At 71.5% G+C, this 24,367-nt stretch carries 19 protein-coding genes and 1 rRNA gene; 7 read left to right on the forward strand and 13 right to left on the reverse strand.

Features of this window, described 5'->3' with window-relative positions; genetic code table 11:
* Positions 1–22: 22 nt before the first annotated feature.
* The 3 genes from AB0C73_RS05040 to AB0C73_RS05050 all read right to left on the reverse strand — a co-directional run bounded on the left by AB0C73_RS05040 (position 23) and on the right by AB0C73_RS05050 (position 6,919).
* The gene (locus AB0C73_RS05040; RefSeq protein WP_362524657.1) at positions 23–1,660 is read right to left on the reverse strand and encodes an ABC transporter substrate-binding protein; all 1,638 of its coding nucleotides are present in this window, start codon (positions 1,658–1,660) and stop codon (positions 23–25) included.
* 454 nt (positions 1,661–2,114) lie between these two features.
* The gene (gene typA / locus AB0C73_RS05045; protein ID WP_362524659.1) at positions 2,115–4,016 is read right to left on the reverse strand and encodes a translational GTPase TypA; all 1,902 of its coding nucleotides are present in this window, start codon (positions 4,014–4,016) and stop codon (positions 2,115–2,117) included.
* 443 nt (positions 4,017–4,459) lie between these two features.
* Entirely contained in the window at positions 4,460–6,919 is a 2,460-nt protein-coding gene (locus tag AB0C73_RS05050) for an ABC transporter family substrate-binding protein (protein WP_362524661.1), read from the reverse strand.
* A 197-nt stretch (positions 6,920–7,116) separates the two neighbouring features.
* Here AB0C73_RS05050 and AB0C73_RS05055 point away from each other — a divergent pair, with 197 nt between their 5' ends.
* Positions 7,117–7,344: a hypothetical protein gene (locus tag AB0C73_RS05055; protein WP_362524662.1), complete on the forward strand. Its 228-nt coding sequence runs from the start codon at positions 7,117–7,119 to the stop codon at positions 7,342–7,344.
* 55 nt (positions 7,345–7,399) lie between these two features.
* On the opposite strand, the gene AB0C73_RS05060 is transcribed toward AB0C73_RS05055, so the two are convergent.
* Positions 7,400–8,437, reverse strand: a complete 1,038-nt coding sequence (locus tag AB0C73_RS05060; protein WP_362524752.1) for a hypothetical protein — start codon at positions 8,435–8,437, stop codon at positions 7,400–7,402.
* Positions 8,438–8,591: 154 nt separating this feature from the next.
* Here AB0C73_RS05060 and AB0C73_RS05065 point away from each other — a divergent pair, with 154 nt between their 5' ends.
* Both AB0C73_RS05065 and AB0C73_RS05070 read left to right on the forward strand, forming a co-directional pair.
* Positions 8,592–10,760, forward strand: coding sequence for a TPM domain-containing protein (locus tag AB0C73_RS05065; protein ID WP_362524665.1), 2,169 nt, complete (start codon positions 8,592–8,594; stop codon positions 10,758–10,760).
* A 70-nt stretch (positions 10,761–10,830) separates the two neighbouring features.
* Positions 10,831–11,538 carry a PspA/IM30 family protein gene (locus AB0C73_RS05070; RefSeq protein WP_362524667.1) on the forward strand — a complete coding sequence of 236 codons (708 nt, stop codon included), beginning with the start codon at positions 10,831–10,833 and terminating at the stop codon, positions 11,536–11,538.
* Between the two features lie 91 nt (positions 11,539–11,629).
* Here AB0C73_RS05070 and AB0C73_RS05075 read toward each other — a convergent pair whose 3' ends face one another.
* From AB0C73_RS05075 to AB0C73_RS05100, 6 genes are all read right to left on the reverse strand, one after another.
* Positions 11,630–14,413, reverse strand: coding sequence for a SpoIIE family protein phosphatase (locus AB0C73_RS05075; protein ID WP_362524669.1), 2,784 nt, complete (start codon positions 14,411–14,413; stop codon positions 11,630–11,632).
* A gap of 144 nt (positions 14,414–14,557) precedes the next feature.
* On the reverse strand, positions 14,558–15,019 hold the full coding sequence (locus AB0C73_RS05080; RefSeq protein WP_362524671.1) for an ATP-binding protein: 462 nt from the start codon (positions 15,017–15,019) through the stop codon (positions 14,558–14,560).
* A gap of 109 nt (positions 15,020–15,128) precedes the next feature.
* Positions 15,129–15,590, reverse strand: coding sequence for a (deoxy)nucleoside triphosphate pyrophosphohydrolase (locus tag AB0C73_RS05085; protein ID WP_362524673.1), 462 nt, complete (start codon positions 15,588–15,590; stop codon positions 15,129–15,131).
* An 88-nt stretch (positions 15,591–15,678) separates the two neighbouring features.
* A complete protein-coding gene (locus AB0C73_RS05090) occupies positions 15,679–15,858 on the reverse strand; it encodes an SPOR domain-containing protein (RefSeq protein WP_362524675.1) in 180 nt (59 codons plus the stop codon).
* A 179-nt stretch (positions 15,859–16,037) separates the two neighbouring features.
* Positions 16,038–16,790 (reverse strand): GntR family transcriptional regulator, encoded by a 753-nt coding sequence (locus tag AB0C73_RS05095; RefSeq protein ID WP_362524677.1) that lies wholly within the window; start codon positions 16,788–16,790, stop codon positions 16,038–16,040.
* A 224-nt stretch (positions 16,791–17,014) separates the two neighbouring features.
* On the reverse strand, positions 17,015–18,067 hold the full coding sequence (locus tag AB0C73_RS05100) for a DUF4190 domain-containing protein (protein WP_362524679.1): 1,053 nt from the start codon (positions 18,065–18,067) through the stop codon (positions 17,015–17,017).
* A gap of 359 nt (positions 18,068–18,426) precedes the next feature.
* Here AB0C73_RS05100 and AB0C73_RS05105 point away from each other — a divergent pair, with 359 nt between their 5' ends.
* Positions 18,427–19,665: a serpin family protein gene (locus tag AB0C73_RS05105; RefSeq protein WP_362524681.1), complete on the forward strand. Its 1,239-nt coding sequence runs from the start codon at positions 18,427–18,429 to the stop codon at positions 19,663–19,665.
* A gap of 61 nt (positions 19,666–19,726) precedes the next feature.
* Here AB0C73_RS05105 and AB0C73_RS05110 read toward each other — a convergent pair whose 3' ends face one another.
* Positions 19,727–21,307 carry a S8 family peptidase gene (locus AB0C73_RS05110; RefSeq protein ID WP_362524683.1) on the reverse strand — a complete coding sequence of 527 codons (1,581 nt, stop codon included), beginning with the start codon at positions 21,305–21,307 and terminating at the stop codon, positions 19,727–19,729.
* A 287-nt stretch (positions 21,308–21,594) separates the two neighbouring features.
* On the opposite strand from AB0C73_RS05110, the gene AB0C73_RS05115 reads away from it, so the two are divergent.
* Entirely contained in the window at positions 21,595–22,728 is a 1,134-nt protein-coding gene (locus tag AB0C73_RS05115; protein ID WP_362524686.1) for a pyridoxal-phosphate dependent enzyme, read from the forward strand.
* A gap of 17 nt (positions 22,729–22,745) precedes the next feature.
* On the opposite strand, the gene AB0C73_RS05120 is transcribed toward AB0C73_RS05115, so the two are convergent.
* Entirely contained in the window at positions 22,746–23,477 is a 732-nt protein-coding gene (locus tag AB0C73_RS05120) for a DUF4232 domain-containing protein (RefSeq protein WP_362524689.1), read from the reverse strand.
* A 222-nt stretch (positions 23,478–23,699) separates the two neighbouring features.
* Here AB0C73_RS05120 and AB0C73_RS05125 point away from each other — a divergent pair, with 222 nt between their 5' ends.
* A complete protein-coding gene (locus AB0C73_RS05125; RefSeq protein WP_362524691.1) occupies positions 23,700–23,969 on the forward strand; it encodes a type II toxin-antitoxin system Phd/YefM family antitoxin in 270 nt (89 codons plus the stop codon).
* Entirely contained in the window at positions 23,962–24,225 is a 264-nt protein-coding gene (locus AB0C73_RS05130) for a type II toxin-antitoxin system RelE/ParE family toxin (protein ID WP_362524694.1), read from the forward strand. Before AB0C73_RS05125 ends, AB0C73_RS05130 begins: the two co-directional genes overlap by 8 nt.
* A 49-nt stretch (positions 24,226–24,274) precedes the next feature.
* Here the strand turns inward: AB0C73_RS05130 and rrf are convergent.
* Positions 24,275–24,367, reverse strand: a 5S ribosomal RNA gene (rrf, locus tag AB0C73_RS05135); the annotation flags it as partial.

The raw sequence follows: 24,367 nt of genomic DNA on the forward strand, positions 1-24,367 counted from the left end.
GGCTTGCGGACTACGCTTGGGATTACTTCTTGACCTCGACGCCGGTCAGGATCGGGTCACCGTCCTGGCCGTAAGCGACGCCGGAGACCTTCTCCGAGTAGCCCGCGTTGACCTTGTAGTACCAGAGCGGGATCGACGGCATGTAGTTGACCAGGTCCTTCTCGATGGCCTGGTACGCCTTGACCGACTCGTCGAGCGTCTTGGCCGAGTCGGCGGCCGCGATCTTGGCGTCCAGCTCCTTGTTGGAGAAGCCGCCCTGGTTGCCGCCCGCACCCGTACGGAACAGGTCCGAGATGAAGTTGGCGTTCACCGGGTAGTCGAGCACCCAGCCGGAGCGGTACAGGGACTTGACCTGCTGCGTCTTACGAGCGGTCAGGTCGGCCTGGAAGTCCGGCTTGCCGTCGCCGACGCACTGGACGCCGGTCGACTGCTGGATGGAGTTGCAGACGGCCTCCACCCACTCCTTGTGACCACCATCGGCGTTGTACTGGATGGAGATCTTGTTGTTCGGGACACCGCCGCCGGCCTTGATGAGCTCCTTGGCCTTGGCCGGGTCGAACTTGGTGATCTCGAGCGCGTTCGGCTGGTAGCCGAGCACACCCTTGGCGACCCAGCCGGTCGCGGGCTCACGCGTGCCGTTCAGCACCGTCTTGGTGATGGTGGCACGGTCGATCGCCATGGACAGACCCTGGATGACCTTCGGGTCGACCTGCTTCGGCTTCTTCCACTGGTCGGCGTAGAAGGCGACGGCGATGGTCTGGATCGCGGAGTACGGCTGGTCCACGGCGCGGTCGCCGAGGTCCTGGCGGTAGACCGGGAGGTCCTTCGGGGCGATCTGACGCAGGACGTCGACGTTGCCCGACTTCAGGTCCTCGTACGCGGCCTCGAGGGTGGTGTAGTTCTTGAAGACCACACCGCCGTTCTTCGCCTTGTTCGGGCCCTTGTAGCCGTCGAAGCGGGTGATCTCGATCTGCTTCTTGTGGTCCCAGCTCTTGAACTTGTAGGGACCGTTGCCGACCGGCTTCTGACCCGCGGCGGTGGTGTCCTTGTAGAAGGACTCCGGGAGCGGGGCGAAGACGATGTAGGCGAGCTTGTGCGCGAAGTACGGAACCGCGGTGTTGAGCTCGATCGTGAACGTGTTGTCGTCGACGATCTTCAGACCCTCGAGCTTGTCCGCGGTCGGCTTGGCACCCTCGGCGTCGGGGTGGACCTTGTCGAAGCCCTTGATGTCCGCGAACCAGGACGCGAGGCCCTGGGCGTTCTTGACGTTGGCGTTCCAGTTCCACGCGTCCACGAAGGACTTGGAGGTGACCGGGGTGCCGTCGTGGAAGGTCCAGCCCGACTTGAGCTTGACGGTCCAGGTCTTCGAGTCCGTCGTGGTGACCGACTCGGCGTTGATCATCTCCAGGGAGCCGTCGGCCTTGTAGTCCACCAGGGTGGAGAACAGACCGGCCATGACCGCGGAGCCGTTGGACTCCATCGTGTCACCGGTGTACAGCGGCTTCTCCGGCTCACCGAGCTCGATGGAGAAGATGCCGTTCGGGTCGACGGCGCCGGCGGCACCCTTGCCCGAGTCGCTCTTGCCCCCGCCACAGGCGGTCGCTGCCAGGGCGACAACGATCGCGCCCGCTACCCACTTGGCGCTCTTGGCACCGCGCATGGGTTCCTCCTCATGAGTCCACTTTGTCACAACAAGTGGGGTACTCCGGAGGTTCGCCGACACCCCTGACGGCGTTTCACCCTCGTACCCCGAGTGTGCTCGTGAGTCGGCACTCCCCACAGTGCGTGACCCATTGACCCGAGCTCAATGGAGCCAACTATTAAGTACGACCGGGCTGTAAACCACACTTAAGTGGTCTCGGTTTGACAACATCGCCAGGGTCGTGAAGACCGAAATCCGGACAAAGCGAGCACAGACAGACACCGACGAAACGGACCGTTAACACACGTTCCGGAGAGCGACGACCGATAACCGGACGGCGCCGTTCTGAAACGAGGTTGACGAGAAGTCGACGTAGCGTCGCGGAAGGGCCCGGCCCCCCGCACGTGGTACGGGGGGCCGGGCCCTGAAGGTGATCTTCAGCTGGGAGAGCCGATCAGCCGTTCTCGGCGTGTCAGCCGTTCTTGGCGCGCGAGGCGGAGCGGCCGCGCTCCTTCTGGTCCAGGACGACCTTGCGGATGCGGACGGCCTCCGGGGTCACCTCGACGCACTCGTCGTCGCGGCAGAACTCCAGCGACTGCTCCAGGGAGAGCTTGCGCGGCGGGACGATCGCCTCGAAGGAGTCGGCGGAGGAGGAGCGCATGTTGGTGAGCTTCTTCTCCTTGGTGATGTTCACGTCCATGTCGTCGGAGCGCGAGTTCTCGCCGACGATCATGCCCTCGTACACCTCGGTGCCGGGGTCGGTGAACAGGACGCCGCGCTCCTGGAGGTTGGTCATCGCGAAGGCGGTGACCGCACCGGCGCGGTCGGCGACCAGCGAACCGTTGTTACGGGTCGTCAGCGTGCCGAACCACGGCTCGTGGCCCTCGTGGATCGAGTGGGCGATGCCCGTACCGCGGGTGTTGGTGAGGAACTCCGTACGGAAGCCGATGAGGCCACGGGACGGAACGACGAACTCCATGCGGACCCAGCCGGAGCCGTGGTTCGACATGTTGTCCATGCGGCCCTTGCGGACACCCATGAGCTGGGTGACGGCGCCCATGTGCTCCTCGGGCACGTCGACCGTGAGGCGCTCGACGGGCTCGTGGACCTTGCCGTCGACCTCCTTGGTGACGACCTGCGGCTTGCCGATGGTGAGCTCGAAGCCCTCGCGGCGCATCTGCTCGACCAGGATGGCGAGCGCGAGCTCACCACGGCCCTGGACCTCCCAGGCGTCCGGGCGCTCGGTGTCGAGGACGCGGAGCGAGACGTTACCGATCAGCTCGCGGTCCAGGCGGTCCTTCACCTGGCGGGCGGTGACCTTGCGGTCCTTCACGGCCGACTTGGCGTCGGCGCCCTTGCCGGTGCCACCGCGGCCGACGAGCGGCGAGGTGTTGGTGCCGATGGTCATGGAGATGGCCGGCTGGTCGACCGTGATCAGCGGCAGCGCGATCGGGTTCTCCGGGTCGGCCAGGGTCTCGCCGATCATGATGTCGGGGATACCGGCGACGGCGCAGATGTCACCGGGGCCGGCGACCTCGGCGGGCTTGCGGGTGAGCGCCTCGGTCATCATCAGCTCGGTGATGCGGACGTTGGAGATCGTGCCGTCCCGCTTGATCCACGCGACCGTCTGGCCCTTGCGCAGCTCGCCCTGCTCGACGCGGAGCAGCGCGATACGGCCGAGGAAGTTGTCGGCGTCGAGGTTGGTGACGTGGGCCTGGAGCGGCGCCTCCTCGTCGTAGGCCGGGGCCGGGACGTGCTCCAGGATGGTGGAGAAGAAGGGCTCCAGGTTGTCGGAGTCCTGCGGGACCGTGCCGTCGGCCGGCTTGGTCAGCGAGGCGATGCCGTCGCGGCCGCAGGCGTAGACGATCGGGAACTCGATCTGGTCCTCGTCGGCGTCCAGGTCCAGGAAGAGGTCGTAGGTCTCGTTGACGACCTCGTCGATCCGGGAGTCCGGGCGGTCCGTCTTGTTGATGCAGAGGATGACGGGCAGACGCTGCTGGAGGGCCTTGCGCAGCACGAAGCGGGTCTGCGGGAGCGGGCCCTCGGAGGCGTCGACCAGGAGGACGACGGCGTCGACCATCGACAGACCGCGCTCGACCTCGCCACCGAAGTCGGCGTGGCCGGGGGTGTCGATGATGTTGATCGTGATCGGGGCCCCGCCGTCCTTCGGGTGGTACTTCACCGCCGTGTTCTTGGCGAGGATCGTGATGCCCTTCTCACGCTCCAGGTCGTTCGAGTCCATGACTCGGTCGTCGACCTGCTGGTGGGCGGCGAAGGCACCGGCCTGCTTGAGCATGGCGTCGACGATGGTCGTCTTGCCGTGGTCGACGTGGGCGACGATGGCGACGTTACGGATGTCGTGGCGCGTGGGCATGGGTGGCTTGCGCTTCTCTCGGATCGTGGGAATCGGCGTCAGTTCCTCTTACGCCCGCCGGGCGGACGCGCCACGGCTATGTCCTATGGTACGGGGCTGCCGTGCAAGGGGCTTCCCCGGATCGATCCGAGAGGGTCTACTGAGAGGTTTCAGGGTGTGGGGAGGGTGGTGCGTTCGTGCGGGCCGGGTCAAGGGGCCGATGCGATCGTGCCCGCCGACTGCACCGGCGGGCAAGGAACTTGAGCTGCTTCTGAGCTTGCGACTTGGAGTTTCGGCTACTTTCGGGTAATGGGGCGTTTTGCGGGCCCGTGACCCGCGTCTCCCGGACTGGTCCGTACGTGTGCCCGGACGGGTGCCTGGACGGGTGCCTGGACAGGCCTCGGGCCGTGGGCAGGGGGCGGGCCCGGCCGGGGCGGCTGCCCGGCCGGGCCCGAGGGCGGCGGCTAGTGCCTGTTGCGTTCGCCGCCGTTCGCGGACTCCGGCTTCTTGTAGCCGATGTCCTGGTAGCGCGGGGCGGCGAAGCCCCAGGCGCCGGCGTTCACCAGCTCCGGCTTGGCCGCGACCAGCTGCGGGCGCTGGTAGAGCGGGATGGAGCCGGCCGCGGCCCAGATCCGGGCGTCGGCCTGGCGGACCAGGTCACGGGCCTCCTCCTCGTCGAGGGTGGCCGCCGCCTGGTCGAAGAGCTGGTCGATACGGTCGGTGCCGACCCGGGCGTAGTTCTGCTCGACCAGGAGCGAGCCGTCGGAGGCGGGCTCCGGCTTGGCGTAGATCGGCCGGGCGTCGGTCGCCGGGAAGGCGGTGGCGGGCCAGGAGTAGAGGGCGAGGTCGTAGTCGCCCGAGGCGATGTGGTCCTTGAAGAAACTCTCGTCCGAGACCTTCGTCACCTCGGTACGGATCCCCACCGCGTCGAGCATCCGGACGATCCGGTCGCCCACCGCCCGCAGCGAATCCGAGCCCGGCCCGGACGGCAGGACGAAGCGCAGGCTGAGCGGCTTGCCGTCCTTGCCGAGCGCCCGCGCGGCGGCGGAGTCGGCCGCGGCCGGGGCCGCCGGGGCGGCGGAGCCCTTGGGCGCGTAGGCACCGGCCACCGGCTTGGCCGGCCGGGCCTTGAGCCGGCCCTGCGCCTGGGCCCCGGTGGCGCCGGTGCCGGTGTCGAGGGACTCGGCCTGGCGGAGCAGGGCGGCGCCCTGGAAGGCGGCGACGGGGGCGGGCGCGAGGATGTTGGTGCCGTTCTCCGGCCCGCCCGCCCCGATCAGCGGGCTGGTCCGGCTCTCGCCCGGCTTGTCGTCGCCGACGATGTAGAGGCCCTCGTCGGAGACGGCGTCCGGGTTCTTGGCGCGCGCCTTCTCGTCGGCCGCCTTCTTCGCTTCCGCGGCCTTCTTCTCCTCGGCCGTCTTCTTCTCGGCGTCCGTCGCCTTCTCACCGGCGGCCTTCTCCGCGGCTTCCTTCTTCGCCGCCTCGCTGCCCGCCTTCGTGCCCGCCGTGTCCGCGGGCTTCTTCAGGGCCCCGCCCGGCACCCAGCCGGCGTCGGCGAGCAGCGCCCGCGCCTCCTTGGTGTCCTGGTCGCCGAGCGCGTCGCTGCTGTCGGCGTAGGCGGCCTGCCCGGCGAGCGCCAGGTGGCTGCCCGGCGGGCGGGCCGGGAGGCCGAGCGGCTTGAGGACCGTTTCGGCGAGCTCCTGCCGGTTGATCGCGCGGGCCACCGCTCGGCGTACCCGCTCGTCGGCGAGCGGCCCGGACTCCCCGTTCAGGGAGAGCTGGGTGTAGGCGGGCTCCAGGGACTTGCGGACGACGAACTTCGCCAGGCCGTCCTGCTGGGTGGCGTACGCGGCGACGGCCTGCTGGTTCTTCTCGCGGGCGGCCCGCACCTCCTCGGCCTTCTCCTCGTCGGAGCCGTTCGCGAGGGCCCAGGACCTGAGGGCGGCGGCCGGGGTGATCCCGGCGCCGGGGCCGTGGGCGACCGCGGCCTCGGCGCCGTTGCGGCCGGCCCGGGCGTCCCGTACCGCGAGCGCGATCCGCTCGGCGGCGGACCGGTCGATCTCGGCGAGGTCCAGCTTGCCGGCGGCGAGCGCGGCGGCCCGGTCGGCGCGGGGCACCGCGGTGAGGACGAGGCTGTCCAGCTTGGCGGCCTGGCCCCACCAGCGCGGGTTGCGGGCGAGGGTGACGCTGCCGGTCTTCCGGTCGACCGTCTTGAGGACGAACGGCCCCGCCGTGGCCGTGAGGGCGGTGCGGGCGCCGTCGTTGAAGGTGTTCGGGGTGCCCATCACCTCCTTGGGGTAGAGCGGGGTGAAGAGCGCCCGCCAGTCGGCGTACGGCTTGGCGAAGGTGACCCGCACCTCCAGGTCGTTCTTGCCGCGCTCGATCTTCTCGATCCGCTCGTACCCGGCGTTGCGGGCGGTCCAGTAGGCGGTGTCGCGGCCGCTGAGCGCGCGCCACTGGGCGACGAAGTCGGGGGCGCCGATCTCGCGGCCGTTGCTCCACACCGCCTGCTGGTTGAGTTTGTAGAGGACGACCTGCTTGGGCTCGGTCTCGACGACCTGCGCGGACTCCAGGAAGTCGGGGTTCAGCTGCGGCCGGCCGCGCTCGTCGAGGGTGTGCAGCGCGGGCAGCACGGCCCCGGCGATGCGGGCGGTGGCGGCGTCGGCGTCGGCCTGGAAGGCGTTGAGCGTGGTGGGCAGTGCGTCGACCGCCCAGCGCACGGTCCCGCCGTCGGCGACCCTGTCACGCGCGGCCGGCGCGTTGTCCTGGGCGGCGGCGGGCGGCTCGTCACCGCTGTCACCGGAGCTGCATCCGGCGAGCACGGCGAGGGCGAGGACCGCACTGCCGAGGGAGGCGACGGAGCGGAGCGTGCGGGAGCGGGGGCTCCTGGAGCATGTCCTTCCGCGAGGGGCGCCGACTTGGGACATGACTTGTACCCCTTCGTCCAGTTTTATGCCATTTGGAGATGATCACACCTATTGCTCATACACTGAAAAGGACGGAGTGGATCCGGTGACGGCGACACGGCGGCACCGCGGGCAAAGCCCACTCGTGCGGCCCAACCGCCCGGCCGCCGGGGCGCTCCGGAAACCGGCGGAAGTCGCTCGCGGAAGTGAGGGCAACCATGTCCGTTCAGGACGACCTGGCGGCCGTCAGGCGCCGCCTGCAGGACCTGGAACGCACGGTCGAGGAGCTGGAGCACCGCGTCGACAAGGAGCGGGGCACGCCCACCGCGCGGTCCGGGGGCCGCACCGAGAACATGGTGACGATCCCCGACACCCCGTACGACTCCCAGAAGTGGACCGACAGCGACGACGAGGGCCTGGGAGCCCGCGACCGCCACGCCCCGTAGGGGCCCGAGCGCCGCAGGGCCCAGCACCGCAAGGCCGAGAAGGCCCCGCGCCCCGCTACCGCGTCTCGCCCCAGCCCTCGCGGTAGGACTGCCAGTCGCGGTCCTCCGCCGCGAAGTCGACGTACAGGGCGACGCCGAACCGCTCCCGTCCCGCGTCCGTGCGGCCCAGGCCCAGGCGGACTCCGCGGGTGGCGGCCGCGACCGTCTCCGCCGACTCGTGGTGGCCCAGGTCGTCCTCGTGGAAGAAGGGGAGCCCCATGAGCAGGTCGGTGTCCTCGGGGGTGACCTCCAGGGCGAGGGCGGTCTGCTGGGCGACGTAACCGCCGTAGAGGCCCTCCAGGGGCATCCAGGTGTCGTAGGACATGACGGCTATCTGGTCGACCCGGCGGGCGACCTGGCCGAAGAACTCCTGGGACCACCACTTCTCGCTGCCGTTGGACGAGACCGCGCCGAGGACCGTGTGCGCGGCCGGGAGCGGGTCTATCTGGTGGGCGGCGACGGACAGCGGGGCCTTGCGGGGGCGGGTGAGGGCGCCGAGGTCGTCGAGGAGGGAGAGGTAGTCGGGGTCGTCGGAGTGCAGCGGCTCCAGGTCGAAGTGGACGCCCTCGAAGCCGGCGTCGAGGACCTGCCGGGCCGAGGCCACCACGGCGGCCCGCGTCCCGGCGTCCTCCAGACGCAGCCCGTCGGGGCCCTCGGTGGCCAGGATGTCGCCCAGCCAGGCGTGCACCCGTATGCCGGGCATCGTGCGGTGGACGGCGTCGACGAGCCAGCGGGCCCGGGGGTGGCGGGCGGCCGGCAGAGTGCCGTCGTGTTCCAGCGGTCCGGCGTGGACGTACAGGTCACGGATGCCCGTGCCCTTGATCCGGGCGGCGAAGGCGGTGACGTCGGCGTCCTTCTTCCGGCCGTCCACCCAGGCGTGCCCGAGCCATATCGCGTCCTTGCCGCGGGTCTTCGCGTCCTCGCGCACCTCCCCCGTGTAGTTCAGGCGCAGCGCCGTACCCGCGACAAGCACCGGCACGACGAGCACCAGGACGAGTCCGAGGACCCACCAGCGCCCCCGCCGCCACACACGCCTCCACCGTCCGCCGTTCACCCGGTCCCCCGCCTTCTGCGACTCGTCTCGCCGTTCGGCCTTTCGATCTTTCACCGCGACCACCGTAGCGATGATTACCGACAGTGACGCGGGCCTGTGGAGAAAGGTTCCGGCCCGGTCGCGCACACCCAAACCCGGACATAGCCTCCTTCTCGTGACGCGACTAGCCGTCCGAGCCCTGCTCTCGGTCCTGGTGGCGACGTGGTGGCTCGTCGTGCCCGCCGTTCACGGCGCCCACGCCGACGACCCCGTCGTCCTGTCCCGCGAGGGACAGATCACCGACCGGGTCGACGCGCTCGGCGACCGGCGGCCCGAGGTGGTCCGGGCCCTCGACGGGCTCTACGACGCCCGCCGGATCCAGCTCTTCGTCATCTACGTACGGGACTTCTCCGGCCGCGCCGCCCAGAACTGGGCCGACGCCACCGCCGAGCGCAACGGACTCGGCCGCGACGACGTCCTGCTCGCCGTCGCCACCCACGACCGGCAGTACGGCTACTCCGCCGACCCCGACGCCCGCCTCACCCAGGCCCAGCTCGACGACGTCGCCCGTACCGCGATCGAACCCGCCCTGCGGCAGAACGACTGGGCCGGTGCGGCCGTCGGCGCCGCCGACGGCTACCGCGCCGTGCTCGCTGGACAGCCCGTGCCCGCCCCCGCCGTCACCCCCGGTCCGGCCGACCCCGGCGGCACATCGTCCGACGACGACTCGACCTCCGCCTCCTACCTGGTCCTGCCCGTGGTCCTGGTCGCCGGCGCGGGCGCCGTCGCCGTCTACGCGTACACCCGGCGCCGCCGCGGGACCGCCACCCGCACCACACCCGGCGGCGGGGGCTGGGGCTCCGCCGCCGGCGGCTCCGGCTGGGGCGCGCCGAAAGGGCTGCCCCCGCTGCCCCCGCTCGACGACGTGGATGGCAAGGCCCGGCAGGCGCTCGTCGCCACCGACGACGCCGTCCGCACCAGCCAGGAGGAACTGGGCTTCGCGACCGCCCAGTTCGGGGACGAGGCCGTCAAGCCGTTCACGGAGGCCATGGCGTACGCGCGGGGCGAGCTGACCGCCGCGTTCCGGCTGCGGCAGCAGCTCGACGACGCCTTCCCCGAGGACGACGCCACCCGCCGCGGCATGCTGGAGGAGATCCTGCGCCGCTGCGCCGACGCCAACGCGCGCCTCGACGCCGAGTCGGACGGCTTCGACCGGCTGCGGGATCTGGAGCGCACCGCCCCCGAAGCGCTCGCCGCGGTCGAGGCCGCTCTCCACGAGCAGTCCGGCCGGGTCGGCAGCGCGGAGGCGGCACTGACCGCGATGCGCGAGCGCTACACCGAGTCCGCCGCCGCCCCGGTCTCCGCCGACGTCGAACAGGCCAAGGACCGCCTGCTGTTCGCCACCGCCGCCGTCGACCGGGCCCGCCGGTCGCTCGACGGCGGCGGCGACGGTGACGGTAGCGGTGGCGGTGGCGGTGGCGGTGGCGACAGGGGCGGCGCCGCCGTGCAGATCCGGGCCGCCGAGGGCGCCGTCGACCAGGCGGCCCGGCTGATCGAGGCCGTGGACCGGCGCGCCCAGGAACTCGCGGAGGCGGTGGGCAAACTGTCCGGCGCGCTGTCCGAGACCGAGGCCGACCTCGCCGACGCCCACGGGCTGCTCCAGGGAACCGGAGCGGAGGAGCCGACGGCGGACCTGCGGGGCCGGATCGGGCGGGCGGAGTCGGTGCTCGCCTCGGTGCGCACGGCGGTCGAGTCGGGCCGTTACGACCCGATCGACGCGCTGCGCCGGGTCGAGGAGGCCGACACCGCCCTCGACGAGGCCCTCGCGGGCGCGCGGGAGCGTGAGTCCGGCGGGCGGCGGGCCCGGGCCCTGCTCGACCAGGCGATGCTGACGGCCCGTTCGGAGATCGGCGCGGCCGCCGACTACGTGACGACGCACCGCGGAGCGGTCGGCGCGGAGGCCCGCACCCGGCTCGCCGAGGCCCAGCGGCTCCTCGACCGGGCCGGGCGGCTGGCCGAGGAGGACCCGGCGGCGGCCCTCGCCGAGGCCCAGCAAGCGGATGCCCTCGCCCGCCGGGCCCAGGACCTCGCGGAACAGGACGTCCGACAGTACGGGAACCCCAACGGCCTCGGCGGCGCGACCGGTGGCGTCGCGGGCTCCGGGGGCGGCGGCCTGGGCGGCGCGGTGCTCGGCGGGATCATCCTGGGCGGCCTGTTCGGCGGGGGCGGCGGGGGCGGCGGCCACTCCCGGGGCGGTTCCTCCGGGGGCGGCTTCGGCGGCGGACCCGGCAGTTTCGGCGGCGGGGGCACGCGCGGCCGGCTCGGTGGTGGCGGCCGCTTCTGAACCGGGGCGCGCGTCCCCGTACGCGCACCCCTTCTCGTACCTCTCCTCGTACCCCCGCAAGGAGAACGACATGAGCAAGCAGACCATCCTCGGCCGCGTCACCCAGCTCGCCAAGGCCAACATCAACGCGCTGCTCGACCAGGCGGAGGATCCGCAGAAGATGCTGGACCAGCTGATCCGCGACTACGCGAACAACATCACGGAGGCCGAGGAGGCGGTCGCGGCGACCATCGGCAATCTGCGCCTGATGGAGCAGGACCACCAGGAGGACGTGGACGCGGCGCAGGAGTGGGGCGGGAAGGCGCTGGCCGCCAGCCGCAAGGCGGACGAGCTGCGGGCCGGCGGGCAGACCGCCGAGGCCGACCGTTTCGACAACCTCGCCAAGATCGCGCTCGGCCGGCAGCTCCAGTCGGAGAAGGAGGCGAAGACCGCCGAGCCGACGATCGCCGCCCAGACCGAGGTCGTGCAGAAGCTCAGGACCGGCCTCGACCAGATGAAGGCCAAGCTGGGCGAGCTCCAGGCCAAGCGGGACGAGCTGGTCGCGCGGGCGAAGTCCGCGCAGGCGCAGAACACGATGCTGGACGCGGTGAAGAACATCGACGTCCTCGACCCGACGAGCGAGCTGAGCCGCTTCGAGGACAAGGTGCGCCGGGAGGAGGCGAAGGCGCTGGGCAAGCAGGAGCTCGCCGCCTCCTCCCTGGACGCCCAGTTCGAGCAGCTCGACGCGCTCGGCGACCAGGCGGAGATCGAGGCCCGGCTCGCCGCCCTCAAGGGCTGAGGCCCCTCAAGGGCTGAACCGGAACCCGTATCTGTCAGTCCCTACCCGTCAGTCCCTACCCGTCAGTCCCTACCCGTCAGTCCCTAGTCCCTCAGAACATGCTCAGCAGCTGCTCAACGGTCGGCTCTGCGGTGCCGTCGCCGTCCGGCAGCGGCAGTTCGAACCACACCGTCTTGCCGTGCGGAGTGCGGCGCGAGCCCCACGCCGCGCTGAGCAGGCCGACCAGCTGCAGGCCGCGGCCGCCCTCGTCGGTGTCCTTGGCCCGGCGGCGCCGCGGCTGGACCAGGCCCGCGTCCCACACCTCGCAGACCAGGGTGCGGTCGCGGAGCAGCCGCAGCCGGATCTCGCCCTCGCCGTAGCGCAGGGCGTTGGTGACGAGCTCGCTGACGAGCAGTTCGACGGTGTCGACGAGGGGTTCGAGCTCCCAGGCGGTGAGCTGGGCGCGGGCCAGTTCGCGGGCGCGGCCGACCGAGCGGGGTTCCCTGGGCAGCCGCCAGTCGCCGACGGCCTCGCTGGGCAGTCCCTGGATACGGGCCATGAGCAGGGCGATGTCGTCCTCGCCGTGCCGGGTGTCGAGGGTGTTCAGGACGTGGTCGCAGACGTCCTCGAGCGGCCGGCCGCGGTTGGTGAGCGCCGTGCGGAAGGCGCTCAGGCCCTCGTCGAGCGGATGGTCGCGGGACTCGACGAGCCCGTCGGTGTAGAGCGCGAGCAGCGCACCCTCGGGCAGCTCGACCTGCACCTCCTCGAACGGTTCGCCGCCGACGCCGAGCGGCATCCCCGGCGGTACGTCGAGCAGCAGGGCCTCGCCGTCGGGTTCGACGAGCACCGGCGGGAGGTGGCCGGCGTTGGCGAAGGTGCAGCGCCGGGTGACCGGGTCGTACACCGCGTAGACGCAGGTGGCGAGGTAGACCTCGGAGAGTTCGGGGCCGCGGGCCTTGTGGGCGCGGGCGGACTGCTGGGCTCCGGCGGGGGCGCCGAGGCCGCGGGCGATCTCGTCGAGGTGGGAGAGGACCTCGGCGGGTTCGAGGTCGAGCTGGGCGAGGGTGCGTACGGCGGTGCGGAGTTCGCCCATGGCGACGGCGGCGCGCAGGCCGCGGCCCATGACGTCGCCGATGACCAGGGCGGTGCGGTGGCCGGGGAGTTCGATGACGTCGAACCAGTCGCCGCCGACCTCGGAGCCGACGGTGCCGGGGAGGTAGCGGCAGGCGATGTCGAGGCCGGCGGCCTCGGGGTCGCCGGGGGGCAGCAGGCTGCGCTGGAGGATCAGGGCGCGTTCGTGTTCGCGCCGGTAGAGGCGGGCGTTGTCGATGCAGACGGCGGCGCGGGCGGCGAGTTCGACGGCGAGGGCGCGGTCGCGCTCGCCGAAGGGTTCGCTGCCCTTGACCCGGGAGAACTGCACGAGGCCGACGACGGTGTCGTGGGCGACCATCGGGACGACCAGGGTGGACTGGACGAGGCTGCCCTCGGCGCCGGGGACGGTGCGCACCCGGCCGGTGCGCAGGGCGCCCGCGCAGGCCGAGTTGAAGGGGAAGCGGTGGACGGCGCCGACCTGGATGGGGCGCTCGTCGGAGCAGACGTCGCCGACGACGAGGGGGCTGGTGGCGGGGGCGGTACCGGGAGCGCTTCCGGGTGCGGTGCCTGGGGCGCTGCCGGGCCTGGACCCGGTGCCGGAACCGCTCGCAGCCCCGGACCCGGACTCGGACCCGGACCCGGACCCGGACCCGGTGCCGGTGGCTTGGTCGCCCTGCTCGGCGGTGGTGCCCGGTGCCGGTGCCGGTGCCGGTGCGTCGTCGGCGCTGGGGCGGGGCTTGCCGACGCGTACGGGGTTGTCGGGTACGGCGCTGGCGACGGCGACCCGGCGCAGTTCGGCGCTGCCCGCTCCGTAACCGATGTCGTGGGAGCTGCCCCATCGGCCGGGCGGGGCCTCGTCGCCGGTGAGGAGCCCCTGGTAGAGGTCGACGGCGGCGAGGTCGCAGAAGCCGGGGACGCTGACGTCCAGGAGTTCCCGGGCGGTGGCCTCCAGGTCGAGGGAGTTGCCGATACGGGCCCCGGCCTCGTTGAGGAGCGCGAGGTTGCGGCGGGCGCTGGCGGCCTCGCGGGCGGCGCTGTGCCGGCGGGTGACGTCGATGCCGAGGCCGGCGACGCCGATCGGGCGGCCGGAGCCGCTGTGCACGCGGTAGAGGTTGATGGACCAGTGGCGGCGGTCCTTGGAGCCGGGCGTGGCGCCGACGATCTCCAGGTCGGTGACGGACTCGCCGGTCTCCAGGACCCTGCGGAGCGCGGCGGTCATCCGGTCGGCCTCGTGGCGCGGGAGGTAGTCGTGGACGGTACGGCCCCGGTGGTCGTCGGCCTGGCCGCCGAAGACGGTGGCGAAGCGGCGGTTGGCGCGCTTCACGGTGAGGTCGGTGCCGAAGAGCAGGAAACCGAACGGGGATTGGCCGAAAATGGCCTGCGAGGCGGCGAGGTCGGTCTCGATCCGGCGCAGTGCCCGGACGTCGACCACGATGCACAGCGCGGCCCGCTCGCCGTGCTCGGTCTCGCTCGGCATCACGTACATCTCGGCGAGACCGTGCGGGCGGTCCTCGCCCGGGATGCGGAACGGGACGAGGCCCGTCCACTCCTTGCCGTCGAGGATCTCGTGCACCCGGTGGTGCCCGCGCTCGCGCAGCTCGGCGGGCAGGAACGCGTCGACCGGATCCTTGCCCCTGGCCTCCTCGGCGGTCACGCCGAACAGCTCGACGGCACGCCTGCTCCACTGGTCGACCAGCCCGTCGGGGCCGATCGAGAAGGACGCGACCCGGATGTAGTCATAGATCGACCCGGGTGGGCTGCTCTGCCACACGACAGCACTCGGCGTCTCAGGTATCTCGCTCACGCGACCGTCCCCTCCAGCTCACCGCACCGGACCGGCCATGACCGAAGTATTCAGCACCACGGCCCCCGTCGGCACGACGTTCACGATCACAGGGTGATCTCGTTCGTTTCCGGCCGAGTCCCGCTGATCGTCGTCCCACCCTGTTTACTCACCAGGGAGGGCCAGCTCGAACCACACGGTTTTCCCGTCGTGCCCCGCGCGGGTGCCCCAGCGGCGGGCGGAGCAGGCCACGAGCTGGAGTCCGCGGCCGCCTTCGTCGTCGGGTCCGGCGGGGCGTTCGGTGGGCTTGTCCGGAAGCGGATCGGACACTTCCACGAGGAGTCCGGGGCCACGGGCGGGGCTGTCGACCCCGACGCCGGCGCCGGCGGGGGCGCCGGGGAGGGTGCCGTCGGGGCGCGTACGGACGAGGCGGACGCCGATGGGGCCGGAGGCGTAGCGCAGCGAGTTGGTGACCAGCTCGCTGACGAGGAGTACGGTGACGTCCCCGATCACGTGGTCGAGCTGCCAGGCCCGGAGGGTGTCGCGTACCGCGTGACGAGCCGTGCGTACGGCGTTGGCCTCCGCGGGAAAGTGCCACTCGGCGCAGTCGCCTTCGGTGTCGATCACGAAGCCCACGTCCTATTTCGGGGGGTTAATCACGACATACCCGAAATTTGGAGTGTGATAGCGCGCCCGGCGGACGCGTCGGCGCACGGTGGTACGAACGGCGTAGAAGTCAGCCCCGCACGCCGGAAGAAGACCCCTGCGCCCCCTCGGACACGGCTCCGGGGTCGTCCGGGAGCCGCAGGGCCGCCTCGGCGACGGCCGGCCGGTCCTGGTCGAGCCAGTCGACGGAGTCGAGTTCACCGCGGGCGAGCCAGCGCAGCTCGTCGTGGTCCTCCAGCGGTTCCGGTGTGCCGGAGAGCAGCCGGACGGTCCACACCCGCAGCACGTATCCGGGCTTGAGCGGCCATTCGCCGGGGATCCGCTCGACGGTCTCGGTCTCCACGCCGAGTTCCTCGCGCAACTCCCTGACCAGGGCCTCCTCGGGGCTCTCCCCCGGCTCCAGCTTGCCGCCGGGCAGTTCCCAGCGCCCGGCGAGCTCGACGGGGGCGCTGCGGCGCGCGGCGAGCAGCCGGCCGCCTTCGCAGAGGGCGCCGGCGACGACCACGACGGGGTCGGTGCGGTGATCGGTCATGGGCCGGAGCGTAACCCGGGCGGCGTGGGGCCCGGACGGCGTGGGGCCCGGACGGCCCGGACCGCCGTCGAGGACCGCCGTCGAGGACTCAGAGCGCGGGCTGGCCGATCCGCTCCACCCAGTAGATCTGCTTGTGTCCGCGGTCGTCGAGGCTGTCGGCGATCTTCTGCGCTTCGTCCTCGGTCGCGTAACGGCCGACGCGGTAGCGGTTGCCGTTGTCGTCCTGCCGGATGACCAGCCAGGGAAGGACGGGACCGCTGTCGCTCATCGGGCTTCTCCCTCCGCCGGTCCGGCCGATTCTGACGATCTCCTGGAAACCGCACTGCGCATATGCCTGAGCTTACGCCTGACATTTACACAGCGGATACGGGTTTTCACAAAGAGATACGTATCTGGCCAGTAACAACCGGCGGAAGGCGAGCTACCGCCCCCGGGGCCCCGGGAGTGCTACCGCACCGGCAGGTGGTACGCCACCTTGTAACGGTCGGCCGGGACGACCACGTCGGCCGTCTCGACGGCCCGTCCCGACGCGTAGTAGGTGCGCTCGATCACCATCACCACATGGCCGGGCACACCCCCCAGGGTCAGCAGCTCCTCCGCGAGTCCGGGCCGGGCGGCGACCTCCTCCACCACGTTGTCCACGACCACGTCGATCGCGGCCATCCGCTCGACGACTCCGCAGCCGCCCAGCGGCCCCTCCTCGGGCAGCATCACCGGAGTCCGGCCGGTGACACCGAGCGGCTCCCAGGAGGTGGAGAGCATCATCGGCTCGCCGCCGTCCCGGAACACGTACCGCGTGCGCATCACCCGCTCCCCCGGCTCGATGCCGAGCCTGGCCGCGACCTCGGCGCTCGCCGGCTCCTGCTCGCTCGCGGACTCCCAGGTGCCGCGCGCCCCTTCGGACGCCTGCTCCTGGCGGAAGGGGCTGGCGCCGGAGACCGGCCGGTAGCCGGAGCGGGCGATCCGGCGCGGCACGGGGCGCTCGCGCACATAGGTCCCCGAGCCCGAGCGGCCCTCGACCAGACCCTCGGCCATGAGGACCTTGCGCGCCTCCAGTGCGACGGTGTCCGAGACCCCGTACTCCTCACGGATCCGCGCCTGCGAAGGGAGCCGGGTGTGCGGGGGAAGCGAGCCGTTGGCGATCTTCTCGCGGAGATCGCTCGCCACCCGCAGATAGGCGGGCTGCTCACCGAACGTCACTGGACACTCCCCTCAGCTTGACTGTCAGCTACAGACTGACGACCGAGGGTGCACAGCCGCAAGTATGGGCCAGAGTTTCACCCGATGTGATGACAGACCTTTACGCGATCGCTACTCGCAGGTATAGCCACCGAACTCCCGTCGGAATCCTTGACGTTGCCCAAACCCGCGGACAAGCGCGTCGGCTTGACGCCCCGTACGTCCACGTCCCGTCAGACGTCCCGTCAGACGTCCTCGCCGCTGCTGTCCTCAAGGGTGTCGGTCAGGCCGAGCGCGCCGCGCGACGCCGACTCGTTGTCGGTGGACAGGGCGTCGTACGCGTCCTCGTAGACCTCCCAGTAGGCGTCCGAGTCCTTGGCCGTGGCCAGCTTCTGCCACTTCGACGCGGCCGCGTCGAGCTGGCCGGCCAGCTTCTCGACCGGCTTGGCGGAGGCGCCGGACCAGGTGTGTCCGCGCAGACCGGTACTCGCCGTCACGACCGCGGTGTGCATCTTCTTCGCCCAGGCCTTGTTGGCCGCGAGGTCGGAGTCCGGGTCGCCCTCGGGCTCCTCGGCGATGACGTCGTCGATGGGGTTGATGGTCCGCAGGAAGTGCAGCTGGTGCGCGTCGAGGGTGCTCTCGTCGCTGCGCAGGGAGGCGGTGAAGGGCGCGTCCTCGGTCGCGAAGGCGCAGGTCACCGAACGGTCGCCGGCCCGCCAGCTCTGCCGGGTCGGGATGTAGTAGTAGACCAGCGCGTCTTCCGGCACCGCCCAGGTGTCGAGCGCGTAGCCGCTGCTCATGCGGTCGCAGCGGTTCTCGGCGATCTTGTCGAGCGCGTCCTCGCCGGGCCATGTCTCGAAGCCGGAGACCTCGAAGTTGCCGGTGACCTCGCCCTCGTGGGGCTTGGTGCAGGGCACGGTGTCGACGTCCGTCGTGTACGTCTCCAGCTTGCCCTTGATACGGAAGCAGTCGCCCTTCTTCAGCGAGAACGGCGACTGGGCCGCCGCGGCCTTGTCCATGCCCTTCTTGAAGCCGCTCCAGGCGTCGCCGATGCCGCCGGTCACCAGGCCGATGATCACGAGCAGGGTGGCGAGGGAGGAGAGCACGATGCCGGCGATGGCCATGCCCTTGCCCTTCTGCTCCTTCTTCTTGATCCGCGGCAGAGCCGTCAGGCCGAGGACGAGACCGAGCGGCGGGAGGCAGCACACGAGGCCGGAGACCAGGGAGGCGACCGCCAGGCCGCTGGTGGACTGCTGCGGCATCCCGTACGGGCCGGGTATGCCGGGCACGCCGGGCATGGCGGACCCGTAGGGGCCGTACGGTCCGGCGGGCGGCGAGGTGTACGGCCCGGGCGCGGCGTACGGTCCGGGCACCTGCCCCGGCCCCGGCCCCGGCCCCGGCGCCTGCGGGCCGAACCCCTGACCGGGCGGCGGCGGGGGCTGCTCCGGGGAGGGGGAATCCTGAGGCGGCTTGAACGGGTCCACGAGTACGGTGCTCCTGTTGGGGCGGGAATCCTGCGAAACGGAACGGGGCTCCTGGTGGCGGGGATCCTCGCGAGGACACCGGGAGCGCGGATCCAGGGAACCGGATTCACGGTTTCGAATTCAAGGAATCGAACGGGCGCGCGCATCGTACGCGCTCCCGGAGCGGGGGCGACATGCGGGTCTCGACGGTACGTGCGGTCAACGCGCTCACGGCCCGCTGGGCGGCAGCCCTCCCGGCCCCCGGCCCCGACGCACCGTCCGCCACTGCGGGCACGGCTTTCTCGGCCTCCGGCGTCTGGCCGCTGCTCGCCTTCCTGGCGGACGCCGCGGCCGGTCCGGCCCGGGCGGAACTGGAGGACGCGCTCGGCATGCCCGCCGAGCGGGCGGCGGAGGCGGCGCGCGAACTGCTGGCCGGAATGGGGCGGATCCCGGGGGTCGGCTCGGCGGTCGGCCTGTGGACCCGGCCGGGCCTGGAGCCGTACGACTCCTGGGTGGCCGGCCTGCCCGAGGCGACGCTCGGCCGGCTCGGCCCCGACGACGCGGCGAACCAGCGGGAGCTGGACGCCTGGGCGGCGAAGCACACGGACGGCCTGATCCCGACCATGCCCGTCGCCGTCGACGAGGCGTCGAAGCTGGTCCTGGCCGCCGCACAGGCGCTCCGGACGAGCTGGCTGCGCCCGTTCTGGGAGGGCGAGATGCTTCCCGACTCCGGCCCGTGGGCCGGCCGCGAACTGGTCGCGCTGCACCGCACCACCGGTCTGCTCGACCGCGTCGGGGTGGCCGAGACGGACACGGGCCCGCTCACGGTGATGAAGGTCCTCGGCAGCACCGGGGTGGACGTGCACCTGCTGCTCGGACCGGACGACGCGGACTGCGGCACCGTCCTGAAGGGCGGGCTCGACGTCCTGTCAGGCACGTTCCGGACCGTCCCGGGCGACCTGCTGCCGCTCGGCGAGCCGGGCCCCGGCCTGAACGTCCGCCATGTGCGCAGCACCTCGCGCGACCCGTACCTCGCGATGACGACCTCGCCGTTCTCGCTCACCGCCGAGCACGATCTCCTCGCCCACCACGAGGTGTTCGGCCTCACCACGGCCCGGGACCGGGATCACGGCCACTTCCCGGGAATCAGCGACTCCCCGCTGGCGCTCAATCAGGCCGCCCAGTCGACCATGGCCCGCTTCGACGCGCAGGGGTTCGAGGCGGCGTCGGTGACGGCGTTCGCCGCGGCCGCCGGGTGCGCCGCGCCGAGCAGGACGTACGTGGTCCGCCGCATCGACCTGGACGTCGACCGCCCCTTCGGCTTCCTGGCCGTGCACCGCACCTCCCGTCTGGTGCTGACCGCGGGGTGGGTGCGGGAACCCGTCCCGTACGCCTTCGACGAGGACGAGGACGAGGACAAGGACAAGGCATGAGCGAGGGGCGGCCACCGTCACGGCGACCGCCCCACACGTACACGTACTCACTCAGAGGGCGTCAGAACTGCAGCGCCCAGGAGTCGATCCGCCCGGTGTCCCAGTACGCGTTGTCCGTGACCCGCAGCTTCCACGTACCGTTCGCGACCTCCGAGGAGGCGTTCACGGTGTAGGTGGTGTTGATGTTGTCCGCGCTGCCGCCGGTACCGAAGGCCTTCAGCGTGTACGCCGTCCCGTCGGGCGCGATCAGCTGGACCTGGAGGTCACCGATGTAGGTGTGGACGATGTTCACCGGCACCTGGAGACCGGAGGGCGCGTTGCCGCTGATCCCGGTGACGGTGATCGGGGACTCCACGGTCGAGTTGTCGTTGATCGCGTAGTCCGTGGTGTTCTCGAAGCGGTCACCGGTGGGCGGCGGGGTGGTGCCGCCGTCGCCGACGTACAGGAGCTTGTTCGGCGAGCCGGTGCCGGGGCTGGTCACCACGTTCGGGGTCGCGGCCGTGGTGAGCGCCGAGGAGACCTGCGAGGGGGTGGCCGTCGGGTTGGCGCCCAGGTAGAGGGCGGCGGCGCCGACCACGTGCGGGGTCGCCATCGACGTACCGGAGATGGTGTTGGTGGCCGTGTCGCTGGTGTTCCAGGACGAGGTGATGGAGGAGCCCGGCGCGAAGATGTCCAGGATGCTGCCGTAGTTGGAGTAGCTGGCGCGGGCGTCGGAGGACGTGGTGGCGCCGACGGTGATGGCCTCGGCGACACGGGCCGGCGAGTAGTTGGAGGCGTTGGCGCCGTCGTTGCCGGCGGCGACGGCGTACGTCACACCGGAGGCGATCGAACGGCGGACGGCGTCGTCGAGGACGGTGTCGACGCCACCGCCGAGGCTCATGTTGGCGACGGCCGGCTTGACGGCGTTCTGGGTGACCCAGTCGATGCCGGCGACGACCTGCTCGGTCGTACCCGAGCCGGAGTTGTCGAGGACGCGGACGCCGACGATCTTCGCCTTCTTGGCGACGCCGTACGAGTTGCCCGCGACGGTGCCGGCGACGTGGGTGCCGTGGCCGTGCCCGTCCTGCGCGGTGTTGTCGTTGTCGATGGCGTCGTAGCCGTAGGAGGCCCGGCCGCCGAAGTCGCTGTGGGTGATGCGGACGCCGGTGTCGATGATGTACGCCGTGACGCCCTGGCCCGCGCTGTCCGGGTACGTGTAGCTCTGGTTGAGCGGCAGGGCCCTCTGGTCCAGCCGGTCGAGGCCCCAGGACGGCGGGGAGGGCTGCGTGCCGTCGATGTGGAAGACGCGGTTCTGGCTGACGGTCTCGACGGCCGGGTCGGCGGCGAGCTTCTTGGCCTGGGCCTCGGAGAGCTCGACCGAGTAGCCGTTGAGCGCGGCCGTGTAGGTCCGCTTGATCTTGGCGCCGAACTTCGTCGCCACCGCCCGGCCCTTCGCGGTCTCCGCCTGGGCGGCGGACTCGCGGAGGGTGACGATGTAGCTGTTGGCGACGGTCCCCTCCGCGCCGGCGTTCAGGATGACGCCTTCGGCGGAGCTCCCGGCGGCGTTGGCCGGGAGGGCGGAGAGGGAGCCGAGCGCGAGGGCCGCGACGGCTATGGCACCGGCCGCGGCGAGTCTGCGCCGCGAATCACGCATCACGGACATGTGAGGGTCCTCCTCATAGGTGGTGCGTCGCTGTGGGGGTCGTGGAGCCGTGGAGCGTTGAGCGTGGAGCCGTGGAACGTTGAGCCGTGTCGCCTGCCGAGCCGTCGTGCGGGTGGTGCGCCCGCACATCCCGATAATCGCCAGGGACATGACAAGACAGGTGGGAGAAGTCCGCACCACTCGTCATACCGGGCTGCATGGCGAAAGATTGACCGATCCATAGGAATCCCACAAGGGTTCCGAGCGCCTTGACACACCCCCGACACACCGCTGCCATCCTGGGGATCATGACGGCCTATGTGTGTCCGCGCTGCGACGTCCGCGCCCCCGCGTCCGCCCTCACCTGGTGTTGTCCCCGCTGCCGCGGCCCCTGGGATCTCGCCTTCAGGAGCGCTCCGGTGCCCCTCGACTCCCTCGCGTCCCGCCCGAATTCATTGTGGCGTTACGTGGAGGCACTCCCGCTCGCCACCGAGATCCCCCATGTGACCTTCGGCGAGGGCCGCACACCGCTCGTCCCGCTGACGGACGCGATTTCGGCCAAACTCGACTTCCTCATGCCCACGTTGTCCTTCAAGGACCGCGGCGCGGTGATGCTCGCCGAGCTGGCCCGCCGGCTCCGACCCGGCGCGGTGATCGCCGACAGCAGCGGCAACGCGGGGACGGCGGTGGCCGCGTACGCCGCCCGGGCCGGACTCGACGTCTCCGTCTACGTGCCGGAGGGCACCTCCCCCAAGAAGCTGGAGCAGATCCGCGCGCACGGCGCCCGTACGATCGTGGTCGCCGGCGACCGCGAGGAGACCGCGCGCACGGCCCGGGCGGCCGCGGACGAGCCGGGGGTCTTCTACGCCTCGCACGTCTACAACCCGCACTTCCTGCACGGCACGAAGACCTACGCGTACGAACTGTGGGAGGACCTCGGCGGCCGGCTCCCCGACACCCTCGTGCTGCCCGTCGGCAACGGAACGCTGCTGCTCGGAGTGGCTCTCGCGGTCGAGGAGTTGTACGGCCACGGGCTGATCGACCGACGGCCCGCGCTCGTCGCGGTCCAGGCGGAGGCGGTCGCGCCGCTGGCGGCCGCCTTCGCCGCGGGGGCCGAGGACCTCACCGGCCCGACGGGTCCCCCTCCCCCTGTACGCCCCACCCTCGCCGAGGGCATCGCGATCCCGGCCCCGCCGCGCGCCGCCCAGATCCTGCGCGCCGTACGCGCCTCCGGCGGCACCTTCCGCACCGTGACGGAGGATCAGATCCGTGCGGCCCAGCTGGATCTGGCGCGGCGCGGGCTGTACGTGGAGCCGACGGGCGTGGCCTGCTGGGCGGCCGTACGGGCGGCGCCGGAGCGGCCGGGGACGACGGTGGTGCCACTGTGCGGGGCGGGCGCGAAGACGGGTCTTGCTCCGGCCCCGCAGGGCGAGGGTGGCTGACAGATGGCAAGCGGTGGCTAGAACTCGTCGGCTCCGTTGCGGAGTTCCTCGGTCCAGTATCCGGTCTTGGCGGCGGCCTCGTCGACGGCCAGACCGCCGGCCGGGGCCTTGACGACGATGGTGCCCTCGGTGGGGGCGTCGCCGGTGAAGAGGTTCACATCAAAGGAGTCGACGACCTTGTTGTCCTCGTGGACCCCGCCGAGGGCGACCCGCACATTGGCGTAGGCGGGGGCGCCGGGCTGGAGGACGACAGGGGCGGCGGGCTTGCTCTTGGCGACGGCCGGGATGTCCTTGGCGATGTGGATCTCGTCGAAGGCGAGCAGCGGGTAGCCGTCGAGACGGCAGGCCCGGCCGGACTTGTTCACGGCGGTCAGCACGATGTGCTCGGTCGGCGTCTCGTCCGCCTTGGCCGCGGTGATCCGCACGTCCTTGAACGTGCAGGACACGACCTTCCCACTGGTCGCGGCAGCCTTCTTGGCCCCGGTCCCACCGCCGGTCCCGGCCCCGGCCCCGGTGGACCCGCCGGCCGTGCTCGACGCGCCGCTCGGCGAGGCGGACGCGTCCCCGCCCCCGGTGGTCGACCCACCCGAGGCCGGCGTGGCCGCCGTCGCGGACGTCTCGCTCTTGGCGGCCCCCTCGTCCCGGCTCCCGTCGGCCGCCCCGCCGCAGGCGGTCAGCCCCATCGAGAGCGCGGCGACGGCCGCGACGGCCAGGACGGTGTTCTTACGGTACGTACGCGTGCTGCGCATGGTGGTCTTCTCCCCCGTGCAGATGGTCGATCGGCCCCGTACTCGGCGCCACCCCACCACCATCCCCGCCATCCTTACCGTCCCGCTGTCGCCCCGCTAACGCGCCGCTGCCGCGCAGTCCTGGGGCTGCCCGCCTCCGACCTGACCGACCTGCGCCCGGACGCGCCCCAGGCAGACAGCGAGCCGTTGTGTACACATGGCACACTCGGTACCCTTGAGCGCATGACACAGCCACTGCCCATAGAGTCCATCCGCGACGTCCGGGCCCACCTCGCCGAGGTCGTGGAGCGAGCCGACCGGGACGACGTGCCCACCGTCATCACTCGGCGCGGCAAGCAGGTCGCCGCCGTCGTGTCGATCGAGGTGCTGCGCAAGTACCAGGAGTGGGAGGAGCGCGAGATCAACCGGATCATCGACGAGCGCATGGCCAACCCGACGCCTGGCATCCCGATCGAGGACATCATGAGGGAGACGCTGGCGCGCAGTGAGTGAATACCGCACCGTCTTCCGGCCCGAGGCCCAGGCCGAGCTCCGCAAGATCCCTCGCGACATGGCCCTCCGCATTCTGGCCAAGCTGACCGAGCTGGAGACCGACCCTCTGGGGTTCAACACCACAGCCCTCGTCTCCCAACCCGACCGCCGGCGCCTACGCGTGGGCGACTGTCGAGTGATCTACACGCTGGACAACGGCGCGCTGGTGGTATGGGTGGTACACGTCGGGCATCGCTCCACCGTCTACGACAGCTGAAACGCAGAAAAGCCCCGCACCAGAGGTGCGGGGCTTTCCCACAAAGATTGTTCGGCGGTGTCCTACTCTCCCACAGGGTCCCCCCTGCAGTACCATCGGCGCTGAAAGGCTTAGCTTCCGGGTTCGGAATGTAACCGGGCGT

Origin of the sequence: Streptomyces sp. NPDC048623, assembly GCF_040650755.1 — a bacterium.
Taxonomy (GTDB): domain Bacteria; phylum Actinomycetota; class Actinomycetes; order Streptomycetales; family Streptomycetaceae; genus Streptomyces.

Coding starts and splice junctions, on each gene's coding strand:
- AB0C73_RS05040 (WP_362524657.1), bottom strand. CDS start 1,660: ATGCGCGGTGCCAAGAGCGCCAAGTGGGTAGCGGGCGCGATCGTTGTC.
- typA (WP_362524659.1), bottom strand. CDS start 4,016: ATGCCCACGCGCCACGACATCCGTAACGTCGCCATCGTCGCCCACGTC.
- AB0C73_RS05050 (WP_362524661.1), bottom strand. CDS start 6,919: ATGTCCCAAGTCGGCGCCCCTCGCGGAAGGACATGCTCCAGGAGCCCC.
- AB0C73_RS05055 (WP_362524662.1), top strand. CDS start 7,117: ATGTCCGTTCAGGACGACCTGGCGGCCGTCAGGCGCCGCCTGCAGGAC.
- AB0C73_RS05070 (WP_362524667.1), top strand. CDS start 10,831: ATGAGCAAGCAGACCATCCTCGGCCGCGTCACCCAGCTCGCCAAGGCC.
- AB0C73_RS05085 (WP_362524673.1), bottom strand. CDS start 15,590: ATGACCGATCACCGCACCGACCCCGTCGTGGTCGTCGCCGGCGCCCTC.
- AB0C73_RS05090 (WP_362524675.1), bottom strand. CDS start 15,858: ATGAGCGACAGCGGTCCCGTCCTTCCCTGGCTGGTCATCCGGCAGGAC.
- AB0C73_RS05100 (WP_362524679.1), bottom strand. CDS start 18,067: ATGCCCGGCGTGCCCGGCATACCCGGCCCGTACGGGATGCCGCAGCAG.
- AB0C73_RS05105 (WP_362524681.1), top strand. CDS start 18,427: ATGCGGGTCTCGACGGTACGTGCGGTCAACGCGCTCACGGCCCGCTGG.
- AB0C73_RS05110 (WP_362524683.1), bottom strand. CDS start 21,307: ATGTCCGTGATGCGTGATTCGCGGCGCAGACTCGCCGCGGCCGGTGCC.
- AB0C73_RS05115 (WP_362524686.1), top strand. CDS start 21,595: ATGACGGCCTATGTGTGTCCGCGCTGCGACGTCCGCGCCCCCGCGTCC.
- AB0C73_RS05120 (WP_362524689.1), bottom strand. CDS start 23,477: ATGCGCAGCACGCGTACGTACCGTAAGAACACCGTCCTGGCCGTCGCG.
- AB0C73_RS05125 (WP_362524691.1), top strand. CDS start 23,700: ATGACACAGCCACTGCCCATAGAGTCCATCCGCGACGTCCGGGCCCAC.